21 protein-coding genes are annotated in these 21,423 nt (G+C 74.3%); 14 read left to right on the forward strand and 7 right to left on the reverse strand.

The features are described 5' to 3' along the window. The first annotated feature begins 41 nt into the window (after nucleotides 1–41). Nucleotides 42–620: a TerD family protein gene (locus ACI8AK_RS02530; protein ID WP_456955022.1), complete on the forward strand. Its 579-nt coding sequence runs from the start codon at nucleotides 42–44 to the stop codon at nucleotides 618–620. Nucleotides 621–729: 109 nt separating this feature from the next. On the opposite strand, the gene ACI8AK_RS02535 is transcribed toward ACI8AK_RS02530, so the two are convergent. After that, entirely contained in the window at nucleotides 730–1,017 is a 288-nt protein-coding gene (locus tag ACI8AK_RS02535; protein ID WP_456955023.1) for a hypothetical protein, read from the reverse strand. A gap of 324 nt (nucleotides 1,018–1,341) precedes the next feature. Between ACI8AK_RS02535 and ACI8AK_RS02540 the strand changes: the two genes are divergently transcribed. The 4 genes from ACI8AK_RS02540 to ACI8AK_RS02555 all read left to right on the forward strand — a co-directional run bounded on the left by ACI8AK_RS02540 (nucleotide 1,342) and on the right by ACI8AK_RS02555 (nucleotide 4,348). Continuing rightward, nucleotides 1,342–1,554 (forward strand): hypothetical protein, encoded by a 213-nt coding sequence (locus tag ACI8AK_RS02540; protein WP_456955024.1) that lies wholly within the window; start codon nucleotides 1,342–1,344, stop codon nucleotides 1,552–1,554. Nucleotides 1,555–1,880: 326 nt separating this feature from the next. Continuing rightward, entirely contained in the window at nucleotides 1,881–2,462 is a 582-nt protein-coding gene (locus ACI8AK_RS02545) for a TerD family protein (RefSeq protein ID WP_387988761.1), read from the forward strand. Nucleotides 2,463–2,548: 86 nt separating this feature from the next. After that, nucleotides 2,549–3,190: a TerD family protein gene (locus ACI8AK_RS02550; protein ID WP_456955025.1), complete on the forward strand. Its 642-nt coding sequence runs from the start codon at nucleotides 2,549–2,551 to the stop codon at nucleotides 3,188–3,190. Between the two features lie 57 nt (nucleotides 3,191–3,247). Then, nucleotides 3,248–4,348, forward strand: a complete 1,101-nt coding sequence (locus tag ACI8AK_RS02555; RefSeq protein ID WP_456955026.1) for a DUF475 domain-containing protein — start codon at nucleotides 3,248–3,250, stop codon at nucleotides 4,346–4,348. A gap of 60 nt (nucleotides 4,349–4,408) precedes the next feature. Here the strand turns inward: ACI8AK_RS02555 and ACI8AK_RS02560 are convergent, their stop codons facing one another. Continuing rightward, nucleotides 4,409–5,617: a hypothetical protein gene (locus ACI8AK_RS02560; RefSeq protein ID WP_456955027.1), complete on the reverse strand. Its 1,209-nt coding sequence runs from the start codon at nucleotides 5,615–5,617 to the stop codon at nucleotides 4,409–4,411. A gap of 283 nt (nucleotides 5,618–5,900) precedes the next feature. Further along, a complete protein-coding gene (locus tag ACI8AK_RS02565; RefSeq protein ID WP_456955028.1) occupies nucleotides 5,901–6,740 on the reverse strand; it encodes a trypsin-like serine protease in 840 nt (279 codons plus the stop codon). Between the two features lie 108 nt (nucleotides 6,741–6,848). On the opposite strand from ACI8AK_RS02565, the gene ACI8AK_RS02570 reads away from it, so the two are divergent. The 5 genes from ACI8AK_RS02570 to ACI8AK_RS02590 all read left to right on the forward strand — a co-directional run bounded on the left by ACI8AK_RS02570 (nucleotide 6,849) and on the right by ACI8AK_RS02590 (nucleotide 10,592). Next, nucleotides 6,849–7,661 carry a hypothetical protein gene (locus ACI8AK_RS02570; RefSeq protein ID WP_456955029.1) on the forward strand — a complete coding sequence of 271 codons (813 nt, stop codon included), beginning with the start codon at nucleotides 6,849–6,851 and terminating at the stop codon, nucleotides 7,659–7,661. Nucleotides 7,662–7,750: 89 nt separating this feature from the next. Next, entirely contained in the window at nucleotides 7,751–9,145 is a 1,395-nt protein-coding gene (locus ACI8AK_RS02575; RefSeq protein WP_456901864.1) for a DUF4407 domain-containing protein, read from the forward strand. 57 nt (nucleotides 9,146–9,202) lie between these two features. Next, a complete protein-coding gene (locus ACI8AK_RS02580) occupies nucleotides 9,203–9,475 on the forward strand; it encodes a type II toxin-antitoxin system Phd/YefM family antitoxin (protein ID WP_456901863.1) in 273 nt (90 codons plus the stop codon). Continuing rightward, on the forward strand, nucleotides 9,472–9,762 hold the full coding sequence (locus tag ACI8AK_RS02585) for a type II toxin-antitoxin system RelE family toxin (RefSeq protein WP_456955030.1): 291 nt from the start codon (nucleotides 9,472–9,474) through the stop codon (nucleotides 9,760–9,762). Before ACI8AK_RS02580 ends, ACI8AK_RS02585 begins: the two co-directional genes overlap by 4 nt. Before the next feature lie 236 nt (nucleotides 9,763–9,998). Further along, complete coding sequence (locus tag ACI8AK_RS02590) at nucleotides 9,999–10,592, forward strand: VOC family protein (RefSeq protein ID WP_456955031.1); 594 nt, start codon at nucleotides 9,999–10,001, stop codon at nucleotides 10,590–10,592. On the opposite strand, the gene ACI8AK_RS02595 is transcribed toward ACI8AK_RS02590, so the two are convergent. From ACI8AK_RS02595 to ACI8AK_RS02610, 4 genes are all read right to left on the reverse strand, one after another. Then, nucleotides 10,593–11,993, reverse strand: coding sequence for an ADP-ribosylglycohydrolase family protein (locus tag ACI8AK_RS02595; protein WP_456955032.1), 1,401 nt, complete (start codon nucleotides 11,991–11,993; stop codon nucleotides 10,593–10,595). Nucleotides 11,994–11,997: 4 nt separating this feature from the next. Then, the gene (locus ACI8AK_RS02600) at nucleotides 11,998–14,328 is read right to left on the reverse strand and encodes a GDSL-type esterase/lipase family protein (RefSeq protein ID WP_456955033.1); all 2,331 of its coding nucleotides are present in this window, start codon (nucleotides 14,326–14,328) and stop codon (nucleotides 11,998–12,000) included. Continuing rightward, entirely contained in the window at nucleotides 14,325–15,374 is a 1,050-nt protein-coding gene (locus tag ACI8AK_RS02605; protein ID WP_456955034.1) for a PASTA domain-containing protein, read from the reverse strand. The genes ACI8AK_RS02600 and ACI8AK_RS02605 overlap by 4 nt, the downstream gene beginning before the upstream one ends. A gap of 169 nt (nucleotides 15,375–15,543) precedes the next feature. After that, entirely contained in the window at nucleotides 15,544–15,840 is a 297-nt protein-coding gene (locus ACI8AK_RS02610) for a hypothetical protein (protein WP_456955035.1), read from the reverse strand. 201 nt (nucleotides 15,841–16,041) lie between these two features. Here ACI8AK_RS02610 and ACI8AK_RS02615 point away from each other — a divergent pair, with 201 nt between their 5' ends. The 4 genes from ACI8AK_RS02615 to ACI8AK_RS02630 all read left to right on the forward strand — a co-directional run bounded on the left by ACI8AK_RS02615 (nucleotide 16,042) and on the right by ACI8AK_RS02630 (nucleotide 21,422). After that, nucleotides 16,042–19,314, forward strand: coding sequence for a TM0106 family RecB-like putative nuclease (locus ACI8AK_RS02615; RefSeq protein WP_456955036.1), 3,273 nt, complete (start codon nucleotides 16,042–16,044; stop codon nucleotides 19,312–19,314). Continuing rightward, nucleotides 19,307–19,732: a hypothetical protein gene (locus tag ACI8AK_RS02620; RefSeq protein WP_456949502.1), complete on the forward strand. Its 426-nt coding sequence runs from the start codon at nucleotides 19,307–19,309 to the stop codon at nucleotides 19,730–19,732. Before ACI8AK_RS02615 ends, ACI8AK_RS02620 begins: the two co-directional genes overlap by 8 nt. A 162-nt stretch (nucleotides 19,733–19,894) precedes the next feature. After that, nucleotides 19,895–20,482 carry an SHOCT domain-containing protein gene (locus tag ACI8AK_RS02625; RefSeq protein WP_456955037.1) on the forward strand — a complete coding sequence of 196 codons (588 nt, stop codon included), beginning with the start codon at nucleotides 19,895–19,897 and terminating at the stop codon, nucleotides 20,480–20,482. Nucleotides 20,483–20,486: 4 nt separating this feature from the next. Next, nucleotides 20,487–21,422, forward strand: coding sequence for a PGN_0703 family putative restriction endonuclease (locus ACI8AK_RS02630; RefSeq protein WP_456955038.1), 936 nt, complete (start codon nucleotides 20,487–20,489; stop codon nucleotides 21,420–21,422). The last annotated feature ends 1 nt before the right edge of the window (nucleotide 21,423 follow it).

Consider the following 21,423-nt stretch of genomic DNA (forward strand, 5'->3'; position numbering starts at 1 on the left):
GAGGCCAGGACATCCACGAGGAACGAAGGGAACGGGTCGGAGTGGTCAACCTCAGCAAGGGTCAGACGGTCTCACTGCAGAAGCGGGGCGGAGGGTCGCTGACGCGCGTGCGGATGGGCCTGGGCTGGGACGCCGCCCCCCGACGGGGCCTCTTCGGCAAGATGAAGAGCCAGTCGATCGACCTCGACGCATCGGCCCTCCTCTTCGACGGGAGGGGCCGGCTGGTCGACCAGGTGTGGTTCCAGCAGCTGCGCAGCAAGGACGGATCGGTGCAGCACACCGGGGACAACTTGACCGGTGAGGGGGAGGGGGACGACGAGTCGATCCTGGTTGACCTCCAGAGCGTCCCGGGCAACGTCAGCCAGATCGTCTTCGTGGTCAACTCCTTCACCGGCCAGGACTTCAGCCAGATCACCAACGCGTTCTGCCGGCTCGTCGACTCCACCGCCCGCGACGCCGAGCTGGCGCGCTACGACCTCTCCGGGTCCGGCACGCACAACAGCCAGGTGATGGCGAAGCTCACCCGGAACGGCGGGGGCTGGAGCATGACCGCCATCGGTGCCGTGGCCAACGGCCGGACCTTCCAGGACCTGCTGCCGACGGTGGCGGGCCACCTCTGACGGACCCCGCCGTGCGTCCCGTCCGCCGCCGACGGGAGCAGCAGCCGGGTGGGGACCCATGGTCGAGCACCACGGGTCCCCGCCCGGCAGCGGATGACCGGGCCGGTCCTCACCAGTAGGCCGAGTCCCAGTCCGTCGCGTCGTCGAGCACGGCGCCGGAGCTCGACGCGCACAGCTGGGACACCGCCTGCGTGATGCCCTGGATGTTGCCCGGGTCGGCCGTGTCCAGGTCGTGCTCGCGGAGCAGGTCGGAGAGGGTGTCCGTCTGCTCCGTGGCGCCCTGGGTGTTGTACTCCCCGCACGTGAGATCGCCGCTGTTGCTGCAGCCGGTCAGGCCCGCCAGCGGGACGAGTAGCAGGCCGAAAACGGCGGTGGTGCGGTGGTGTCGAACGGTCATGACAGGGCCCCGTGTCGTGTCGTCGGCCGGTCCACCGCGTCGCCGGAATGCGTCCGCGGCCCGGCGCGGCGGACAGTGAAGCGCACCCGGTCACCGCGGACAAGCATTCCTGGCATTTTCCCTGCCGGTCGGTCGGGATCGACCTCCCGTATTGATCTGAGAATGGCATTGCGACGCGCCTTGTGCCGCTCGTGAGCAACTGGTACGCGCGCATCTCGAACCCGTTGTGTCTCGTTTGCGTCACGGCGCGCCGATGCTTGCCATGCGCAACAGCGAGGAGTACGACTTCCCCTCGCCGGTGCGGTCGGACGACGGGAAGTGGTCATGGCGGGAAAGGTGGCGCGCGCCTACAACGGCGTCGCGCGGACGTGGAATGTGCTGCTCGGGCTCCTGGTCGTCGTGGGGAGTTTCATCGTCATCTTCGGTCCGAGTACGGCGGAATCGCCGAGCCGATGGGCCGGTCTGATCGGAATTGCATTCGGGGGATGGTTGCTCTACCGGAACCTGCCGCGCCGTTCGGCTCGGCGTGCGCCGTGATGCAGGGCTGAGCGGAGTCCCGATCTCGGGAACGGCGACGGGCTGCCGGTGGGTGACCACCGGCAGCCCGTCGTCGTTCCCGAGGTCCTCGTGCCGGTCCGCGGCGTCCGTGCACGCCCCTTCGTCTCGTCCGGCTCTCGGTCCGTGCGCACGAGTCACAGGCGTCCCGCGATCACCCCTGCGAGGTGCGAGGTCGTGGTGCTGCGGGTTCCGGTGCGGCAGCATCCCTAGCCGGTCCGCCACCGTTCCGGATCGACCGGCTCCGCGCCGCGCGGTGCGGTGACCCGCCGCCTCCGCAGCCGCGAACACCACGGGAGAAGAACACCATGACCGTCGTCCTCGCCAAGGGTGGGAACGTCTCGCTGTCCAAGGAGGCCCCGGGCCTCCGCGCCGTCAACGTGGGTCTCGGGTGGGACGTCAACACGTTCTCCGACTTCGAGTACGACCTCGACGCCTCGGCGATCATGCTCGACGCCAGCGGCCGGGTGACCCCGGACGACTCGGGCTTCGTCTTCTACAACAACCTGCGCAGCCCCGACGGCTCCGTCCTCCACACCGGCGACAACCTGACCGGTGAGGGCGACGGGGACGACGAGATGATCCAGGTCGACCTGACGGCCGTCCCGCAGTTCGTCCAGAAGATCGTCTTCCCGGTCTCCATCCACGACGCCGACAACCGCCGGCAGAACTTCGGCGGCGTCCGCAACGCGTTCATCCGCGTCGTCGACCAGGTCACCGGCCGGGAGATCACCCGCTACGACCTCACCGAGGACGCCTCCATGGAGACCGCCATGGTCTTCGGCGAGCTCTACCGGCACAACGGCGACTGGAAGTTCCGCGCCGTCGGCCAGGGCTACGCCTCCGGTCTGCGCGGCATCGCGCAGGACTTCGGCGTCAACGTCGCCTGACCCGGCCCTCGGCAGTCTGGCCCCGCGGCGACGAGCGCGGGGCCGGACCGCCGGCCTGAGCCCTTCCTCCTCAGAACAGGCAGGTCATGATCGACTACACCCGCCCGCCGAAGCAGAAGCCGGCCGGGGTCTCCCTCGGCAAGGTCGCGCTGACCAAGGCGGCGCCGTCCGTCTCGCTGTCCAAGGCGCAGGGCGCCCGCGGGCGGATGCGCGTCAACCTCAACTGGGACCAGCGCCCGGGACGCGGGTTCTTCGGCAAGGCGAAGGCGGTCGACCTCGACCTGGGCTGCCTCTGGGAGACCACCGACGGTGACAAGGGCGTCGTCCAGGCGCTCGGCAACGCCTTCGGCGACCTCGACTCCCCGCCCTACGTCCTCCTCGACGGCGACGACCGCTCGGGCAGGAACGCCGGTGGCGAGAACCTCATCGTCAACCTCGACCACCTCGACGAGATCAGGCGGATCCTGGTGTTCGCGTACATCTACGACGGCGCCCCGCACTGGGCCGCGGCTCGAGGTGTCGTGACGCTGTCCGCCCAGAACGACAGTGAGATCACCGTCGACCTCGACGAGCACGCCGACAACGCGCGCTTCTGCGCCATCGCCATGCTGACCAACCAGCGGGGCGAGCTGCACGTGCAGCGCGAGATGCGCTACCTGCAGGGCAGCCAGCGCCACCTGGACCAGGCGTACGGCTGGGGCCTGCGCTGGACGGCCGGCAGCAAGTAACCCGACTCCCTCCTCCCACCCGCGACCGCCTCCGCGCGGTTCCCTGAAAGGCGTCCCTTGATCCGCTACTTCGGCTTCTCCGTCTTCCTGACGGCGGCCGCCCTCGTCACCGCCGTGCTCTTCGGCGGTCCCGCCGCGCTCCTCGCCGTCGCCGTCCTCGGCGTCCTCGAGGTCTGCCTGTCCTTCGACAACGCCGTCGTCAACGCCAAGGTCCTCCGGAACATGAGCCCGCTGTGGCGGAAGCTGTTCCTCTACGTCGGCATCTTCATCGCCGTGTTCGGCATGCGGCTGCTGCTGCCGATCCTGCTCGTCTCGGTGACGGCGCAGCTGTCCATCCCCGAGGTGTGGGACCTGGCGCTCACCGACCAGGAGGCCTACGCGCAGAACGTCGAGGCGTCCGCCGAGGCGATCTACACCTTCGGCGGGATCTTCCTGCTGATGATCTTCCTGAACTTCGCGTTCGACGAGGAGCGCGACGTCCACTGGCTCGCGTGGCTGGAGAAGCCGCTGGCCAAGGCCGGCAAGCTGCCCTACCTGTCGATCGTCATCGCGCTCGCGGTCATCTACACCGGTTCGCAGATGGCCGACGACGACAAGTACGGCACCGTCCTGCTCTCCGGCCTCGCCGGCCTGTTCACCTACCTGCTGATCGGCGGGCTCAACGAGCTCATGGAGTCCGACGACGACGAGGACGAGGAGTCGACGCCGTCGGCCACCGGCACCGCCACCAAGGCGGTCGCGGGCGCCGGTGCCGCCGCCTTCCTCTACCTCGAGGTGCTCGACGCGTCGTTCAGCTTCGACGGCGTCATCGGCGCGTTCGCCATCAGCAGCGACATCCTGATCATCGCCCTGGGCCTCGGCATCGGCGCCTTCTGGGTGCGGTCGCTGACGATCTTCATGGTCGACCGCGGCACGCTCGAGCAGTACCGCTACCTCGAGCACGGCGCGATGTGGGCGATCGGCGTGCTCGCGACGATCATGATCCTGGAGCTGCGGTTCCACATCAGCGAGTACGTCACCGGCCTCACCGGGCTCCTGTTCATCGTCGCGGCGGTCGTCGCCAGCGTCGTCGCGCAGCGGCGGGAGGACGCCCGCGAGGTCCCCGCGGCGTCGTCCGACGAGGACCCGCAGCCCGAGCGGGAGACCGTCTCGGTCTGACCGCCTCCCCTGCACGACCCGGTGCCCCGGCCGCCTCGCGCGGCCGGGGCACCGGCGTCCTCAGCCGACGAGGACGGCGAGGTCGGCGGCGAGGTTCTCGTCCTGCTCGCAGGCGACGGTGGCGGCGACCGTGCGCCCGTCCGCGGCGAGCGCCAGCGGCGCGGGGATCCCGGCCGGGCACGGCTCGACGTCGGCGACGGTCTCGCCAGTAGCGAGCTCGACGGTGGCCAGGCCGACGCCGGCCCCCGGCCGCCCGTGCACGAGGTACACGTGCCGCCCGCCCGGCTCGACCGCGAGGTCGGTGCCCGAGCCGGGCAGGACCGCGGTGGCCTGCACGGCACCGTCCCGGACGGTCACCAGCCGCGGCTCGCCGGTGTCCCACTCGCCCGCGACGACCGACGCGACCGCCGTCCCGTCGGCGAGCACGGCCAGCGCGTAGCCGGTGCTCTGCTCCTCCTCGACCAGCTCCACCGGCTCGCCGGCGGGCAGCAGGTCGGCGTCGTACTGCGCAAGCACGACGCCGTCGACGTCACCCTCCGCGTCGCGGTCGACGGTCACCAGTGCCGCCAGGCCGCCGTCGGGACGCAGGGCGACGTCCCGCGCGACCGCCCGGCCCGGCGTCTCGACCTGCAGCGACGCGCTCGCGGTGACCTCGCCGGTGGCGACGTCGACGGTGGCCAGCCGGCTGACCGTGTCCCCGTCGACGTACCACTGCAGGCTCGCGTGCAGCGTCGTGCCGTCGGGGGAGAGGACGCCGGTGCCGGTGTCGGGAGTGCCGAGCTCGGCGTCGGCGGCGATGCGCCGGACGTCCGGTTCGTCGCTGCCTGGCTCGAGGACGGCGAGGGCGAGGTCCTGCTCGCGGCCGCCGCCGCTGGTGTCGGCGGGCACGATCGGCGCGAGGGCGACCACCGTGCCGTCGGGCGCGACGTGCACCTCGCCGAGGTCGAGGGCGGGCGGCCCCTCGGTCACGGTGCCGACCACCAGGCCGCCGTCGCCGGGGACGAGCTCGACCAGGACGCTGCGGTGGTTGCCGGCGAGGTCGCCGGTCATGAGGACGACGAAGCCGCCGTCCGGGGTCGCGGCGACGTCGGAGAGGCGCACGTGCCCCTCGACGTCCGCGTCGACCTCCACCCGGCCGAGGACCTCGGTGAGCGGTCCGGCGGCGGCCGGCCCGGCCGGCTCGGCGACGCCGACGACGTGGGTCGAGCAGCCGGCCGCGACGACGGCGGAGGCGAGCAGCGCGGCGGCGCCGGGACGGGACGAGCGCATGGGGGAGAGCTCCTGGGGTGCGTGGGCTGTTGCCCGCACCCTCCGGCCCCGCCCTTGCGGGCCCCTTGCGTCCGGCTTCCCCGAGCCCCTTCGCACCCAGACGGTCTTGCGGTGTCGTGTGCCCTCTTGCGGTCGTGCAGCGCCGCAAGAGGTGGCAGGAGGCCGCAGGAGCGTGTCGCCGGCACGGCCGCTGGAGCCGGGTCCATGCACCAGGGGTGCTGCCGGACCCCAGAAGGCCGAGCATGACCCCACAAGCGGCGGGACGGCCTCTGTCAGGAGTGCGTCAGAGGGTGACGAACTCGATCTCGTTCCACTCCGCGCTGACCGTCGTCTGCAGCCAGTCGAGGAACGGCTGCTGGTCGACCCGGTAGCCGAAGCCCGTGCCGGCGCAGGCGCCGTTCATCACGAACGAGTTCACCGCGGTCACCGTGTCACCCACGAGGACCGGGCCGCCGGAGTCGCCGAAGCACGTGCCGCCGCGCCCGTTGCCCGGGTTGGTCGACAGACTCACGTTGTAGCCGCCGGCGTTGGTGCCGTTCGGCCCGACGATGGAGCTCTCGGCGGTCAGCCGCTCCCGGTCCGGCTGCCGTTGCTCTCCTGCACGCCGTGGCCCGAGACCGTCGTGGTGGCCGAGTGGCCGGGGTGTGCCGCCTCGTAGCTGTCGAGCGAACCGGCGGTGGCCAGCGAGGCGTACTCGTCGACGTCGTGGTCCGACTCCTCGATCGACCCGTCGAGGACCAGTCGCCGGCGTCCTCGGTCTCCGGGATGTCGCCCAGACCTGTGTAGCCGTAGGAGTGGACCTGCGTCGAGACGACGCCGCCGCTGGTCGGACAGGCGGCCCCAGGGCCTGGACGTCCTGCTCGAAGTACACCCGCGCTCTGGTCGCCACGGTGCCCTCGTCGTCCAGCGTCACGCAGTGCCCCGCCGTCAGGAAGACGGTGTCGGTGAGCAGGCTGCCCGAGCAGCGGTGGCCGGGATCGCCCTCGGCGTCGAAGAAGACGGCGAGCCCCACGTACTCGTGCTCGAAGTCCTCGGTGGACTTGCCCGTGATCGCCTGCGCGGCGGTCCCTCCCGCCAGCAGCATCGCCGACGCCAGCGCCGCCGTGGTCACGGTCTTCCACATGCGGTTCCCCCTCGGTCCCGAGCCGGCCCACCACTGGCTGCCGAGAGGTCAGGCAGGGTGACCAACGACACGCCGGAGCGGAGTCGGCCAGTTCCGTAGCGTGGCGGCATGGAGACGCCGGACCAGCAGCTCACGGCCCTCGTGGAGCGGTACGGCGACCACGTCGAGCGCGGGGCGACGGTGGTGGTCCCCCAGGGGCGGGAGATCCACCTCGGCGACATCGAGGCCCGCAGCGTCGTCTTCCGGCGCGACGACGGGCTCTACCAGGTCGACCGCTTCGACCGGGGGGAGCAGTGGTTCGAGATGGAGGCGGAGGCGCTCGCCGAGATCGAGCTCCTGATCGCCGAACGCTTCGGCTCCTCGGTGCACCGTCACCCCGACGCCTGGCGCTTCGACCTCGTGCAACGAGCCGACGGCCGCGTCGAGGTCCGCCAGGCCGGCCGCCTGCGGGCCACCTTCGCCGACCTGCACGGCGCCCGTGCCTTCTCCGGCTTCGCCGCCCTCACGCCGGCGGAGCTGGTCGCCACGCCGCCGCGGGTCGGCTACCGGGGGTGGGTGCCGCCGGTCGACGACGAGACGCGCGCCCTGGTCGACCGGCTGCGCCACCTCCGCCCGCTCGCCGTCGACGAGTACCGCTGCGAGGTCCCCCTCGACGACGTCCGGAACGGGCCCCGCCTCACCCGGGTCGGCGGCGTGTGGCACGTGTGGGAGGGCAACGACTACTCCGTCCCGGACCCGCCGACCCTCATGACGACGGCGGTCGACGTCCTCGAACACCACCTCCGCCTCCGGTTCGCGGGCGAGCCGACGGCCGGTGAGCCCGTCGGGCATCTCGGGCGCGACGGCGTGGTGGTGGCCCGCGGTGCCGGCGTCACCACGGTCCTGCTCCGCGCCGTCGGGGGCGGCGTGGGACGCGTGTGACGACCGGGTCCTGACCACCGGCGGGACTGCCGATGCCTCGGGGGAGCGGCGGACGAACCACGACCCCCGGCGCTCGGGGAGTGCACGACATGGCTGGACGACGACGGCTCCAGGACCGCCTCGCGGTCCTCGGCGGCGCGCGGCCCGACCTGCTCGAGGCGGCGCCCGGCGCGCGGCCGCGGTTCGCCGCGCTCGGCGGGGTCCTGCTCAGCACCGGCGGGCTCGCCGTCGCCTCGGCGTCGTTCGCGCTGCACATGGCCCTCGGCGTCTGGTGGCCGTTCGCGCTGGTGCTCGGCCTCGGCTGGGGCGCCGTCGTGGTCAACCTCGACCGGATGCTGCTCGTCGGCATGGCGCACGACGCCTCGCTCAAGCGGAACCTCGCCCTCGCCGTCCCGCGCGTGGGGCTGGCGCTGATCCTGGGCGTCGTCGTCGCGACGCCCCTGACGCTGCAGGTGTTCCACAAGGAGATCGACGCCGAGATCACCGTCATGCAGGCCGAGGCCGCGGACGCGTACCGGCAGTCGCTGGAGGCCGACGCGCGCTTCGCCGGCCTCGACGAGCTGCAGGAGCGGGTGACGCAGGGGCAGGACGTCGTCGCCACGGGCGGGCAGAGCGACCCGGCGTTGGCCGCGGTGCAGGCCGACGTCGCGGCGAAGCAGTCCGCCTACGACGCAGCCCTCGCCACCCAGCGCGACCTCGAGGCGCGCGCCCAGTGCGAGCTCGACGGCACCTGCGGCACCGGCGACCCCGGCACCGGCGACGCCTACGTGCAGGCCCGCGCGGCCGCCGACGCGCAGGCCGGCGTCGTCGCCTCGGCCCGGGCGGCGCTCGACGACGCGCAGGACGCGGCGTCCGACGCCGAGTCGCGCAGTGCCGACCTCGCCGCCGCCTCGCTGGCCACCGACTCCGCCGAGCTGGCCCGGCTCACCGCCGAGCTGGACCGGCTGCAGGCCGCGTTCGACGCCACCAACGAGGGCTCCGGCGGCATCCTCCTGCGGCTGGAGGCGCTCGACCGGCTCAGCGACCGCAACGCCACGCTCGCCGCGGCGAAGTTCATGCTGTCGCTGCTGTTCATGTGCGTCGAGATCCTGCCGGTGCTCATGAAGGTGCTGCTCAACTTCGGCCCGCCGACCGCCTACGACAAGCTCGCCGCGCTGCGCGACAGCGGCGACGTGGACATCGAGGAGATGCAGCAGCAGTCCCGGCGCACCGTGGCCGAGGCCAAGGAGGAGATGCTGGTCATGGCCGAGCAGGAGCGGCTGGACCGGCAGAAGGCCGCCATCCGCGCCCGCCACCTCGCCGCGCTCGCCCAGGCGCAGGTGGAGGCCGAGGAGGCCGCCCGCCCGGTGCCGCAGCCCGCGGCTCCGGTCGACGAGCCGGTGCAGAAGATCTGGGACACCGGGCCGATCCGCCTGGCCCGCTCGGCCGCGCGCACGATCCGCCCGACCCGCCGCCCGGCCGGCCGGGCCACCTCCGGCGTCTGATCGGGGGCCGTGAACCATCCGAGGCGATCTGGCCAGACTTCGGGCTAGAGTCGATCCGTGACGACCATCCCGCTCAGCGAGGCCAAGGACCGGCTGTCGGCGCTGGTCGAGGCGGCCGAGAAGACCCACGAGATCGTGACCATCACCCGTCACGGACGGGAGGCCGCCGTCCTCATGGCGAAGGAGGACCTCGACTCGCTGCACGAGACGCTGTACTGGCTCTCGCAGCCCGGCGTCCGCGAGGACGTCGAGCGGGCCCGCGCCGAGGACGAGAGTGACGAGACCACCCCTGGTGAGCAGCTGAGAGCCGAGTTCGGCCTCGACGGGTGACCGCGCCGTACGGGCTCCGTGTCTCCTCGGCGGCGCGGCGCCAGCTCGGCCGCCTGCCCGCCAAGGTGGTCATGGCTGTCGTCGAGTTCCTGACCGTCGTCCTGCCCGAGAACCCGGTGCGGCTCAGCAAGCCCCTCACCGGGGAGCTGACCGGACTGCGCAGCGCCCGGCGAGGGGACTACCGGGTCCTCATCGAGGTCGACGAGGCCCGGCGGCAGATCCTCGTGGTCCGGATCGCGCACCGCTCCGACGTCTACGGACCTCCTGCGCCGTCCGGCACGGACTGACGCCGGGGACCCGGGCCCTCGGCGTGCCGGGGTGGCGGACGCGCTGCGCCGGCCCGGATGCAGGTGGAGGACGCCGGCCGACCACTTCACACACCGCCCCACCCGCCTGACCCGCTCAGCCACCGCGCTGATCTGTCCCATCCGGCGCCCGCCGAGCCAGGTCGGCCGAAGGGGGCGGGAGGGTGTCGTCCGCGGGGGATGACGCTCCCCGCGCGGCGCGGCAGCACACTGGGACGGTGCTCGAGCTCGACCACGTGCTCTGCATGGTCGGTCCGGAGGACACCTGGGCGCCGCGGCTGACCGCAGCCGGCTGGGAGCTCGACGCCGGGACGGCGCACCCGGGTCAGGGCACCCGCAACCGGCGGCTCCTCCTGGCCGGGCACTACCTGGAGCTGGCGTGGGTCGAGGACCGTGCCGAGGCGCGGGACAACCCGCTGCGGCTGGACCGCCGGGCCGACTGGGCCACGACGGGTGCCAGCCCGTTCGGGATCGGGCTCCGCGGGCGACTCCCGCCGGAGCAGGAGCCCGCCTTCCGGCCGTACGCCGACCTCGGCTTCCCGATCTGGGTGCACCGCGACGACGAGCGCCACCCCGCACGTCCCCTGGTCTTCGTGCTCGACCTCCCGCCCCGTCGACCCGCCGGGTCCGCCTCGCCGGCGGGTGCCCTCCAGTGCGTGCACCACGCCGGTCCCGCCGCGGCGGACGTCCCCTGCTACGCGGGTCCGCGCCTCGTGCACCGGCCGGGCCGGCACCGGCTGGAGCTGGTCGTCGACGCCGGTCGTCCCGTCGAGGTGAGCGACCTGCTGGCCATCCGGGTCACCGACGTCTGACTACCGCTGAGCCGCGAGGCGTTCCAGTGCGGCGGTGAACGACTCGTTCCACAGCCCGAGGTGCGGCCAGCGCTCGGCGACGTGCGCCGTCGCCTGCTCCGGCGTCATCCCGTGCTCGCGCACCAGCCAGGCGCGCAGCACCAGCCCGGTCCGCGACGCCCCGCCGTGGCAGTGCACGAGCACCCGGTGGCCCTCGGCGCGCAGGGCGGCGAGGTCGTCGAGCACGTCGGCCAGGACGACGTCGACGTCGACGTTGTGGCTGTTGTCGGCGATGTAGGCCATCCGGTGCAGCGTGTGCGGGAACGGCTCGGCCAGCCGGCACAGGCTGATGACGGCGAAGTCCTCCTCGGAGTACCGCGCGCCGTCGAGGTTGCCCGCCCAGATGCCCGGCAGCACCTCGGCCGGGCCGATCCGCGGGATGACGCCCGTCTCCGCCTGGAAGAACTCCTTGCCGTCGAGCGCGGCGGCCAGCGGCAGCAGGTCGGGCAGCCGCCACACGCGGTCCCCGTGCCCGGGCACCCGGCCGTGCACCACCGACGCCCAGCGCATCGGGATGCCGCCCATCCCGTACACCGCGCCGGCCAGCCCGCCGGCCACGCAGGCGACCGTGTCGGTGTCGCCGCCGAGGTCGACCACCAGCCGCAGCACGTGCGCGAAGTCCCGCCCGTGCCGCAGGGCCCACAGCGCCTGGCCGAGCGTCGGCCACACCGCGCCGTTGGACTCGGTCGCCATCGACGGCTCCCAGTCCGGCGCCAGGACGGCGGCCCAGCGGTCGCGGTGCTCGTCCGCGACGAGCGCGAGCGCCGCGGGGACGGCGGCCAGCGGGTCGCCGCCGTCGAGCGCCACCCGCACGAGCTCGTGGAAGACCGCGCAGCCCTCGCCGGCCGCCGGGTCGCCGTGGGTGAGCGCCGAGAGCCGCCGGGCGGCGTCCACGGTGGCGGCGGTGCCGGACCGGGAGAACCAGATGGCGGCGGGCGTCGTCCGCATGAGCGAGCCGTTGCCGGCCGCGCGTCCGGTGCGCGCGAAGTGCCGGGCCGCCGCGCGGTCCCAGGGCAGCCCGGAGTCGAACACCGCCCGGGTCTGCACGCCGACGTCCGGCGGACCGGCCGCCGCCCAGGCCGCGAACCGGTCGAAGACGTCGGCCTCGTCGAGCCCGTCCCGCTCGACCAGCGACTGCGCCACGAGCAGCGCCATCTGCGTGTCGTCGGTGAACTCGCCCGGCTCCCACCCCAGCGACCCACCGCCGCACATCTCGGTGGTGGATCCACGCGCGTCCGTGGGGAAGCGGGCGGAGAACGCCCTGGCCGGGCCGAACTCGAACGGCGCCCCGAGCGCGTCGCCCACGGCCGCCCCGACGAGCGCGCCGGCCACGCGGTGGGAGCGGTGCAGTCCTGCGGTCACGGGCTCAGTCTGCGCGACGGCGGCGCAGCGCCCGCCGCACCACCAGCGCACCGGTCGCGGCGAGCACCAGCCCGAGCCCGGCCAGCAGCAGGCCCGGCGTCAGGGGCGGCGACCCGACGGTCATCCCGACCGACCGCTCCAGCGGCGTCCCGTCGGCGGCGGTCCCCGAGACGGTCAGCGTGTGGTCGTCGCCGGGCGCCAGCGTCCGCGGCACCGTGACGACGACGTCCACCGCGCCCCGGTCGTCGGACCACACCGAGGCCAGGGTCTGCGCCGTCGAGCGCACCACCACCAGCACCGGCGTGTTCGGCTCATACCCGCCCGACCGCACCCTCAGCTCCGCACCCGGGTCGACGGTGAACGGGTCGGCGCCGTCCTGCAGGTCCACCGACCCGTCCTGCGCCAACCAGTCGTCGTAGAGCCGGGCCACGCCGTCCACCCAGGTGTGGTGGTGCTCCCGCGGCCGCGCCCCCTCGCGCGGGTCGGGCACCGAGTGCGACCAGCGGGCGAGCGCCGCCGCGATCGCGCGGTAGCCGTCCGCGGTCGGGTGCACGAGCTCCTGCTTGGCCTCGGCGGCTAGGCCCGACAGCGCGTTGCTGCCCCGGTCGGGGAGGCCGACGATCCAGCGGTCCTCGGAGCAGATCGTGTGGGCCGGGCGCACCGCCTCGACGACGTCGGCCGCGTACTGCAGTCGCGAGTCGCCGACCGCTCGCACCGCTCCCTCGATGGCGCCGTTGAGCGCGCCGAGCAGCCACTGCACCGACCGCAGCTCGTCCTCGTCGAACCGCAGGCTCTTGACCCCGTAGACGGTGGCCGTCGTGCCGCTGCACCCGGTGCCCACGGCGCCCGTGGGCACCACGCCGACGTAGGGGAGCACCACCAGGGGCGCGACGCCGGTGTCGGCGAGCACCTCCTCGTAGAGGTGCCGCAGGTCGGTCTGCAGGTCGGCCAGCCGCTGGGTCCACCAGCCCCGGTCGCCGAGCCGGCCGCCGCAGTGCTCCTCCGCCGCGCAGTCGACCACGATGTCCTCGAAGCCGATGTCGTTGCCGCCCATCGTCATCAGCACCAGGTCGTAGTCGTCGACGTCGTCGAGCTGGGCGGCCTGCGACCGGACGTCGCGGTCGGCCTGCGGCTCCCGGTAGTCCTGGATCACGGCGGCCGAGCAGGCGAGGTTGGTGACCTCCGCGTCGGGCAGCAGCTGCTCGGCGTAGGTGTGCGGGCTGCGGTGGCAGCGGCCGGCACCGCGGTCGTAGTCGCCGGCGCCCTCGCCGGAGCTGTAGGAGTCGCCCAGGACGACGGCGTGCCGGGTGTCCTGCAGCCACGGCGCCGCGTCGGCGAGCGAGAACTCGCGCACCGAGATGCTGCCCGACTGCTGCTGCGGCCGGACCTGCGCGCCGGACACCCGCAGCGTCCAGTCGAACTGCGTGGGCCCGCCGCCGCCGTCCAGCGACGGGTACGCCGTCCACGACACCGTCGTCGTGCCGCCGGCGGCGACGTTGCCGAGCACCCGCAGCGGCCGCAGCACCGTCGGGCTGCCGCCGTCGGCGCCGGGGTCGAAGACCAGCGACGCCCGGACGTCGCGCGCGAGGACGGCGGAGTCGTTGGCGACGGTCGCGGTGGCCGTGATCGCCGCGCTGGACGACGGCGAGTACGTGGCCGGGGCGTCGACGTCGAGGGTCAGCCGCGGCGCCTGGGTGGCGGCCAGCCGCTCGCCGAGTTCCGCGGAGTCCCGGACGTCGGTGTAGGTGCCGCCGGTGGCGTCGGCGATGCAGCGCAGTTCGTCGGCGCCGGCGTCGTCGATGCGGAAGCCGACGGTGTTGACCGTCAGGTCGAAGCCCTCGTCGACCAGCCGCTGCGCGACCGGGCACGGCGGGTCGCAGGTGCTCTCGCCGTCGCTGACCAGCACGATCGTCGCCGCGCCGAAGCCGGCGTCGCGGACGTCGTCGGCCGCCGCCTGCAGCGCCTCGGCGGTGGGCGTGCCGCCGTCGGCCCGCAGCGCCCGCACCACGGCGCTCATCGCCCGCGGGTCCCGCTGCGCGACGTCGACGTCGAGGTGCCCGGTGCCGCAGTCGCCGGCGCCGGCGGGGTAGGTTCGCATGCCGATCCGGCTCGACGGCGGCAGCTCCTCGAGCAGTTCGAGGATCGCGGTCTTCGCGCCCTCGATCTTGACCGTGCCTTCGTCGTCGGACTCCGCCATGGACCCCGACGTGTCCACGACCAGCATCACCGGGGCGTCGACCGGCAGGGTCGAGCGGTCGGCGGGCGCGGCGGCCGCCGGGCCGGTGCCGGCGAGGACGAGCAGCAGCGCGACGGCGGCCGCGCGCAGCGTCCTCACGAGCCGGCCAGGGCGTCGATGGCGTCGGGGGCGCCCACGACGCGCGGGTCGCCGAGGACGACCGTCCCGCTCGTGGCGGAGGTCGCCACCACCTCGACGGTCAGCTGCAGCACCCCGCCGACCGGCACGGCGAACGGGGTGGCGGCGCCGAAGCGGACGTCGGCGCGGAACAGCTCCCGCCCGTCGCCGCGGACCACCACCGAGCCGGTGAATCCGGCGTCGCCGCGGTCGAGGACGCCGACGGTGCCCTCGACCGTGGTGCCCAGCCGGTCGAGCAGGTAGGTCGTCTGCCGTGGGGAGGAGCCGGCCGAGCAGGACAGCGCGTGCGCGTACGGGGTGCCGTTGCTGGCGGCCTCGCCGGTGCCGCAGCCGCCCTCGGCGTCGAGGTCGGTGAGGAACACGCTCGACGGCGGCCCGGCCACGGTGAGCTGCACCTCCTTCGGCAGCGGGCTCCCGGCCGGCGGGTCGAGCGCGAGCACGGTGCCCTCGGCGACGGCGGGGTCGTAGGTCCGCACGACCCGCGCGGCGACGCCGAGTTCGGTCAGCGTGGCGACGGCGGCGTCGCCGTCGGTGGCCACGAGCGCCGGCACGGTGCCCGACACGGCGACGTAGAGGGTGACCGGTCCGGCGCCCGGGTTGCCGGCGACCGGGTCCTGCCGCACCACGCTGCCCGCGGGCAGCGCCGACGGCGTGTCCACGGTGGACAGCGCGGCGGGGTCGAGGCCGGCGTCGGCCAGCGCCTGGCGGGCGTCGACCAGCGCCAGGCCGCGGACGTCGGGCACCTCGGCGGCGGTGCCCGCGTCGTCGGTCGGCGCGTCGACCACCTGCACCGTGGTGTCGGCGAGGTCGGGCCGGTCGACCGCGGCGTGCGTCGTCCAGCCGATGCCGGCGCCGAGCACGAGCACGCCGAGCAGCAGCAGGACGACCCCGCCGACCGCGAGGCCGCGCCACCTCCGGGGGCCCGCCGGCGCGGGCGGCTCCGGCTGGGCCGGTGGCCACGGCGTCGCCGCGCCGGCGAACGGGTCCCACGATCCGGGCTGGCTCATCTCGACCCCCGTCGACCGCCGGCGGGTGCAGCCCCCGCCGTGCGCGCGGGATCGTCACAGCCGCGGCCGCCAGGCCCGCCCGGACACGCCCACCCGCCGCACCCCGTGATGGAGCTGGGACGGACGTGCCGGCGGTGTCGCGGAGGAGGCGTGTGCCCCGCCCGGGACCTCAGACGGTGGCGCCCGCGGCCCGGCGGCGGGCGGAGCGCGCCAGCAGCCACGTCCCCGCGACGACGAGCACGCCGGCCGCCAGGAGACCCAGCGAGAGGGCCCGGTACTGCTCGAGGAAGGACGAGCAGGCGTGGGCGGAGTCGAACGGGTCGCCCGGATGAGGCCGTGCGCCGGCCGGGAACCACGCCGTCCCGCAGGTCGCCACGTCGCCGAGGTCGCCGCGGACGCGTCGCGGCAGGATCCCCACCCACGTCCCCAGCGCCAGCAGCAACGCACCCAGGACGTGTCCCGCCACATGCCTCGTCCGCACCGTCCGCTCCCCTCGGTCGCCGGAAGCTACCTGCCCCGACCGGCGCTGCACGGGCGACGCGGGACCGAGCCGGCGTGTGGCCGCCGGCAGTCCGGGGAGTGCGATGAGGTCCGTGGGACGGACGTGCCGCCCGCTGCGGCGCGGGGAGTCCTCGGTGGCGCCGTCACGTGAGACCGTCCCGTCTCGATGTACCGCACCGACGGCTCCCTGGTCCTGAGCCCCACCGACCTGACCCGCCACCAGGCCTGCGCACACCTCACGACGCTCGACCTCGCCGTCGCCGACGGCCGGCTCGAGCCGCTCGCCGAGGGCCCGGGCGACCACGCCGCGCTCATCGCCGACCTCGGCACCGGGCACGAGATGCGCTACCTCGACGCGCTCGAGGCCGAGGGGCGCAGCGTCGTCCGCATCCCGGCCCGCTTCGACGCCGCCGGCCGCCGCGAGGCCGAGGCGATGACCCTGCAGGCCATGCGCGCCGGCGTCGACGTCGTCTCGCAGGCCGCGTTCTTCGACGGCGTCTGGGGCGGCGCGGCCGACTTCCTCCTGAAGGTGCCCACGCCGTCGGCCCTCGGGAGCTGGTCGTACGAGGTCGCCGACGCCAAGCTCGCCCGCCGCGTCAAGGTGCCCGCCCTGCTGCAGATGGCCACCTATGCCGAGCGCCTCGCCGTCCTGCAGGGCAGGCAGCCCGACCGGATCTGCGTCGTCACCGGCGACGGCGTCACCAACCCGTGGCGGCTGGTCGACGTCGCCGCCTACGCCCGCCGCGCCCGCGCCCGGCTGACCGCCTTCGTCGCCGACCCGCCGGCCACCGAGCCCGTCCCCGGCCCCTACTGCAGCCAGTGCACGTGGAAGCCCAAGTGCGACGCCGAGCTGCAGGGGGCCGACGACCTCTCCCTCGTCGCCGGCATGCGCCGCGACACCCGCGACGCCCTGCGCGCCGCCGGCGTCACCACCCTCGAGCAGCTCGCCGAGGCCCCGCCCGAGACGCTGAAGGCCGCCCGCATCGGCGCGGCCACCCGCGCCCGGCTGCAGGAGCAGGCGCGCCAGCAGCTCGACGAGCGCCGCACCGGCGTCCCCAGCCGCACCCTGCTCCCGCCGGCCGGGGGCCTCGGCCTGCTGCGGCTGCCCGAGCCCAGCGACGGCGACCTCTACCTCGACTTCGAGGGCGACCCGCACTCCGCCGACGGCGCGGGCCTGGAGTACCTGGCCGGCGTGGGGCGGCGCAACGGCAGCTTCACCGCGCTGTGGGCGCACGACCCCGCCGCCGAGAAGCGGATGGTCGCCGACCTGATCGACCTGGTCCTCGATGCCTGGCGCGCCGACCCCGGCATGCACGTCTACCACTACGCCGCCTACGAGGTCAGCGCGCTCAAGCGGCTCACCGGCCGGTACGGCGTCCGCGAGGCGGAGCTCGACCAGCTGCTGCGCGCCGAGCGGTTCGTCGACCTCTATCCGGTCGTCAAGCAGTCGATGCGGATCAGCAAGGGCTCGTACTCGATCAAGAAGGTCGAGGCGTTCTACGGCCGCGAGCACACCGGCGACGTCGCCGACGCCATGGGCAGCGTCATCGCCTACGAGAAGTGGCTCGCCGACCGGGACCCGCAGCGCCTCGTGGACATCGAGCTCTACAACAAGGACGACGTCGACTCGACCCGCGAGCTGCACGACTGGCTGGAGACCCAGCGCGAGGAGCTCGAGCGGGAGTTCGGCGGCCAGACGCGGCCGGTGCTGTCCGAGACGACCGGCCCGGCCGAGCGGTCGGAGGCCGAGACCGAGGAGCTCGCGCTGGTCGAGCGGCTGCAGATGGCCGGCCACGGCCTGCTCGGCGACCTCGTGCAGTGGCACCGCCGCGAGGCGCGCCCCGGCTGGTGGGAGTTCTTCAGCCGCAAGGACCTCGACGACGCCGCCCTGGTCGAGGACGGCACGGTGCTCGGCGGGCTGTCGGCGCCGGTCGAGGTCGGCACCGAGAAGCGGTCGAAGCTCTACGCGTTCTCGTTCCCGACGCAGGACACGAAGCTGTCGGTGGGGTCGAAGGTGGTCGACGTCGACACCCGCACGCGCGTCGGGGAGATCCGCGAGCTCGACGCCGTCGAGGGTCGACTTGTCGTCAAGTCGACGAAGGAACCCACGCCGCGCGCCCTCGGCCCGGAGGGGCCGATCGACGACAAGGGCATGCGCGAGGCGATCGCGGCGACCGCGCTCGACGTGCTCGCCGGCCGCGACTGCCTCGGCCGGGCGCTGCTCGAGCGGTGGGTGCCCGCGGACTGCCGGCGGCTGCCGGGGGAGGAGGCCGGCGACGCCGTCGTCCGGCTCGGGCTGCGGCTCGACGGCGAGGTGCTCGCCGTGCAGGGCCCGCCCGGCAGCGGCAAGACGCGGGCGGCGTCGCGGCTGATCCGGGCGCTGCTCGACGCCGGCAAGAAGGTCGGCGTCACGGCGACCTCGCACGCCGTCATCGGCAACGTGCTGTCCGCCGTCGGCCGGCCCGCGCTGCAGAAGTGCGAGGAGAAGCAGGCCTGCGGCGCACCGGGCGTGGAGTGGTCGCGCGACGGCAAGGAGGTCGCCTCGCGGCTGCTGGAGGGCGACGTGTCGCTGGTCGGCGGGACGGCGTGGTTCTGGACGCAGCCCGACCTCGCCGAGGCCGTCGACGTGCTCGTCGTCGACGAGGCGGGTCAGTTCGCGCTGGCCAACGCCCTCGCGGTGGCGCGGGCGGCGAGGTCGCTCGTGCTGCTCGGCGACCCGCAGCAGCTGGCCCAGCCGACCCAGGCCGTGCACCCCGGCGACTCGGGGCTGTCCGCGCTGGAGCACCTGCTCGAGGGGCACCCCACCGTGCCGGAGGGCCGCGGGGTCTTCCTGGACACGACCTACCGGATGCACCCGGCACTGACCGCGTTCGTGTCCGACCTGGCGTACGAGGGCCGGCTGGAGTCGGCGGCGCTGCGGGAGCGGATCACCGTCCGGCCCGGCGGGCTGGTGTCGGGGGCCGGGCCGGCGGTGCGGTTCGTGGAGCACACGGTGGCGGCGTCGGCGTCGTCGATGGAGGAGGCGGCCGAGGTGGCCGCCGTCTGGGAGTCGCTGCAGGGCGTCGGCTGGGTGGACGCCGAGGGCGCCGAGCGGCCGATCGGCCCGGACGACGTGCTCGTCGTCGCGCCGTACAACAACCAGGTGGCGCTGATCCGGTCGCTGCTGCCCGACGGCGCGCGGGTGGGCACGGTCGACCGGTTCCAGGGGCAGGAGGCGCCGGTGGTCGTCTACTCGACGACGTCGACGTCGGCCGACGAGGCGCCGCGCGGGGTGTCGTTCCTGTACGACCTCAACCGGCTCAACGTGGCGGTGTCGCGGGCGAAGGCGCTGGCGGTGGTGGTGATGAGCCCCCTGCTGCTCGACGCCCAGGTGCGGACGCCGGAGCAGCTGCGCCAGGTCAACGCGATGTGCCGGCTGGCCGAGATGGCCGGTGTCTGACACCGCGGAGCTCGCCGCCCTGGTCGGGGTGGCGCCCGACGTGCTGGTGCGGGCGCTCGGCGACGGCTGGACGGAGGTGGCCGGGCCGCCGCACCAGCGGTGGTTCGTGAGCGGGGAGCCGGCGCAGGTCGCGGTCGGCTGGGACGGGTTCGGCTTCACGCTGGCCCGTCCCGAGCCGCGCTGGTCCGGGCCCGCCGAGTTGGTGTGGGAGTTCGTGGCCGACCGCCGGTTCTCCTCCGACGAGGTGCTGTACGAGCGCGCACAGCTGGCCGAGGCGGCGGAGGAGGTCGCCCGCAGGCGGCGGCGGACCTTCCGCTGGTGCCCGGTGTGCCGCCAGGTCAACGCCCGCGAGCACGTGCACGACAACACCGGGCTCTGCTCGACCTGCGCGGAGCGCCACCTCGGCGTCCGCCACTGAACCGACGCGGGGCCGATCGCCCTCAGCGGTTCCTCGTGAGGCGACTGGGACGGCCGGGGGAGACGTGCCGGACCGCGCCACCGGGTCCCACGGCGCCCGGGGATCCGTCCTTACCGTCGTCCGGAGTCCGCGCCCACGCGGGCCGGAGCGGACAGGAGCACCATGGCCGAGCAGTTGCGTCCCGACATCGCCGCCGCGGCGGCGCGCATGTCGTCGACGATGGGCAGGAGGAAGGAGATCCGCGGGCTCGCCGCCCACCTGTGGCCGGGTGAGCGGGTCGAAGCCCTCGCTCCTGCCGTCCTCGGGACCAGCCAGGGCCTGCTCGCGCTCACGGACCGCCGCGTCCTCTTCGCCCGCGACGGGTGGGGTGGTTCCAGCATCGACGAGTACCCCCTGCTGCGCCTCGGCTCGATCCTGTGGGACGCCGGTGTCCTGACGGGGAAGCTGACCGTGCAGGACGGCGGCCGCAAGGTCACCTACACGTCCGTGCCGAAGGCGGACGGCGGCCCCTTCGTGGACCAGGTCCGCTCCGCGGTCAGTGCGCTGCTCGTGCCGCCGGCGCAGGCGGCTCCGGCGGACCCGTTCGTCAAGCAGGCGCCCGCCCCGGCTCCGCAGCCGGGCGCTGCCGGTGACGGCGGCTTCCCCGCGGTCGTCGAGCAGTTGCGCCAGCTGGCCGAGCTGCGGGACGCGGGCGTCATCACCATCGCGGACTTCGAGGCCAAGAAGGCCGAACTCCTGGCGCGGATCTGACGTCGTGACCGACAGCGTCATCTCCGTCGTCCGGTCGGACGGCCCGGTCACCCGGCGGGAGCGGCGGCGGCAGTCGGACTTCCGCGAGCAGGTGCTCGGCCTGCCGGCCGGCACGTGGAAGGGCCGGCCGCTCGGGAACCACCTCCGCGAGGAGCACGGCGACCGCAACTTCCTCTCACCCGAGGCGGCGCGGTACGCGCGCGCACGCGCCGAGGTCGTGCGCGAGGAGGGAGGTCAGCTCGAGCGCTCGCGGCTGTTCACCAACATGCTCAGCTCGATGCCACTGGCGTTCAGCGTCTTCGGGCACCTGCGCGCCCACCGTGAGGCCGCCGCGGTCGTGATCGGCCGTCTCCTGGACCTGCCGGTGACGGGACTCGAGCGGGTGGACGTCGGCGACCGCGTCATCGACGGCATCGAGTGCGAGTGGGCGCCGGCCCCGCGCGAGCACCTCGGGGACGGGTCGGCCTTCGACGCCGTGCTGTCGGCCCGGCTGGCCGACGGCCGGAGCCTGCTCGTCGCCGTCGAGACCAAGTACGTGGACGGCTTCAGCCGGGATCCCGGTCCGGAGAAGGACGGGCGGCGCCGGGAGAAGGACGCCAGCTACCGCCGGCACTGCGAGCGGTTCGGCATGGCCGACGGCGCCTTCGACCGCCTCGGCGAGTACCCGACCCGGCAGCTGCTGCGGAACGTGCTGCTCACCGAGAGCGTGCGCCGCGGCGGTTCCGCGGGTGGTCCGGAGTGGGACGCGGCGGTGACGCTGGTCCTCGCCCGGGACGACGACGAGGGCGCCCGCGAGGTGGTGCGCCGGCTCGACGCCGACCGCGGTGCCCTGCCGACGCGCGTGCTCTTCCGCGGACACGGCGACCTCGCGGACGCCGCGGCGGCGGTGCCGGAGGTCGAGGGCTGGGCAGCGCTCTTCCGCCGCCGCTACCTCCCCTGAG

This window comes from Geodermatophilus sp. SYSU D00867 (assembly GCF_054050315.1).

Coding starts and splice junctions, on each gene's coding strand:
- ACI8AK_RS02535 (WP_456955023.1), bottom strand. CDS start 1,017: ATGACCGTTCGACACCACCGCACCACCGCCGTTTTCGGCCTGCTACTC.
- ACI8AK_RS02540 (WP_456955024.1), top strand. CDS start 1,342: ATGGCGGGAAAGGTGGCGCGCGCCTACAACGGCGTCGCGCGGACGTGG.
- ACI8AK_RS02545 (WP_387988761.1), top strand. CDS start 1,881: ATGACCGTCGTCCTCGCCAAGGGTGGGAACGTCTCGCTGTCCAAGGAG.
- ACI8AK_RS02550 (WP_456955025.1), top strand. CDS start 2,549: ATGATCGACTACACCCGCCCGCCGAAGCAGAAGCCGGCCGGGGTCTCC.
- ACI8AK_RS02560 (WP_456955027.1), bottom strand. CDS start 5,617: ATGCGCTCGTCCCGTCCCGGCGCCGCCGCGCTGCTCGCCTCCGCCGTC.
- ACI8AK_RS02565 (WP_456955028.1), bottom strand. CDS start 6,740: ATGTGGAAGACCGTGACCACGGCGGCGCTGGCGTCGGCGATGCTGCTG.
- ACI8AK_RS02570 (WP_456955029.1), top strand. CDS start 6,849: ATGGAGACGCCGGACCAGCAGCTCACGGCCCTCGTGGAGCGGTACGGC.
- ACI8AK_RS02575 (WP_456901864.1), top strand. CDS start 7,751: ATGGCTGGACGACGACGGCTCCAGGACCGCCTCGCGGTCCTCGGCGGC.
- ACI8AK_RS02605 (WP_456955034.1), bottom strand. CDS start 15,374: ATGAGCCAGCCCGGATCGTGGGACCCGTTCGCCGGCGCGGCGACGCCG.
- ACI8AK_RS02615 (WP_456955036.1), top strand. CDS start 16,042: ATGTACCGCACCGACGGCTCCCTGGTCCTGAGCCCCACCGACCTGACC.
- ACI8AK_RS02625 (WP_456955037.1), top strand. CDS start 19,895: ATGGCCGAGCAGTTGCGTCCCGACATCGCCGCCGCGGCGGCGCGCATG.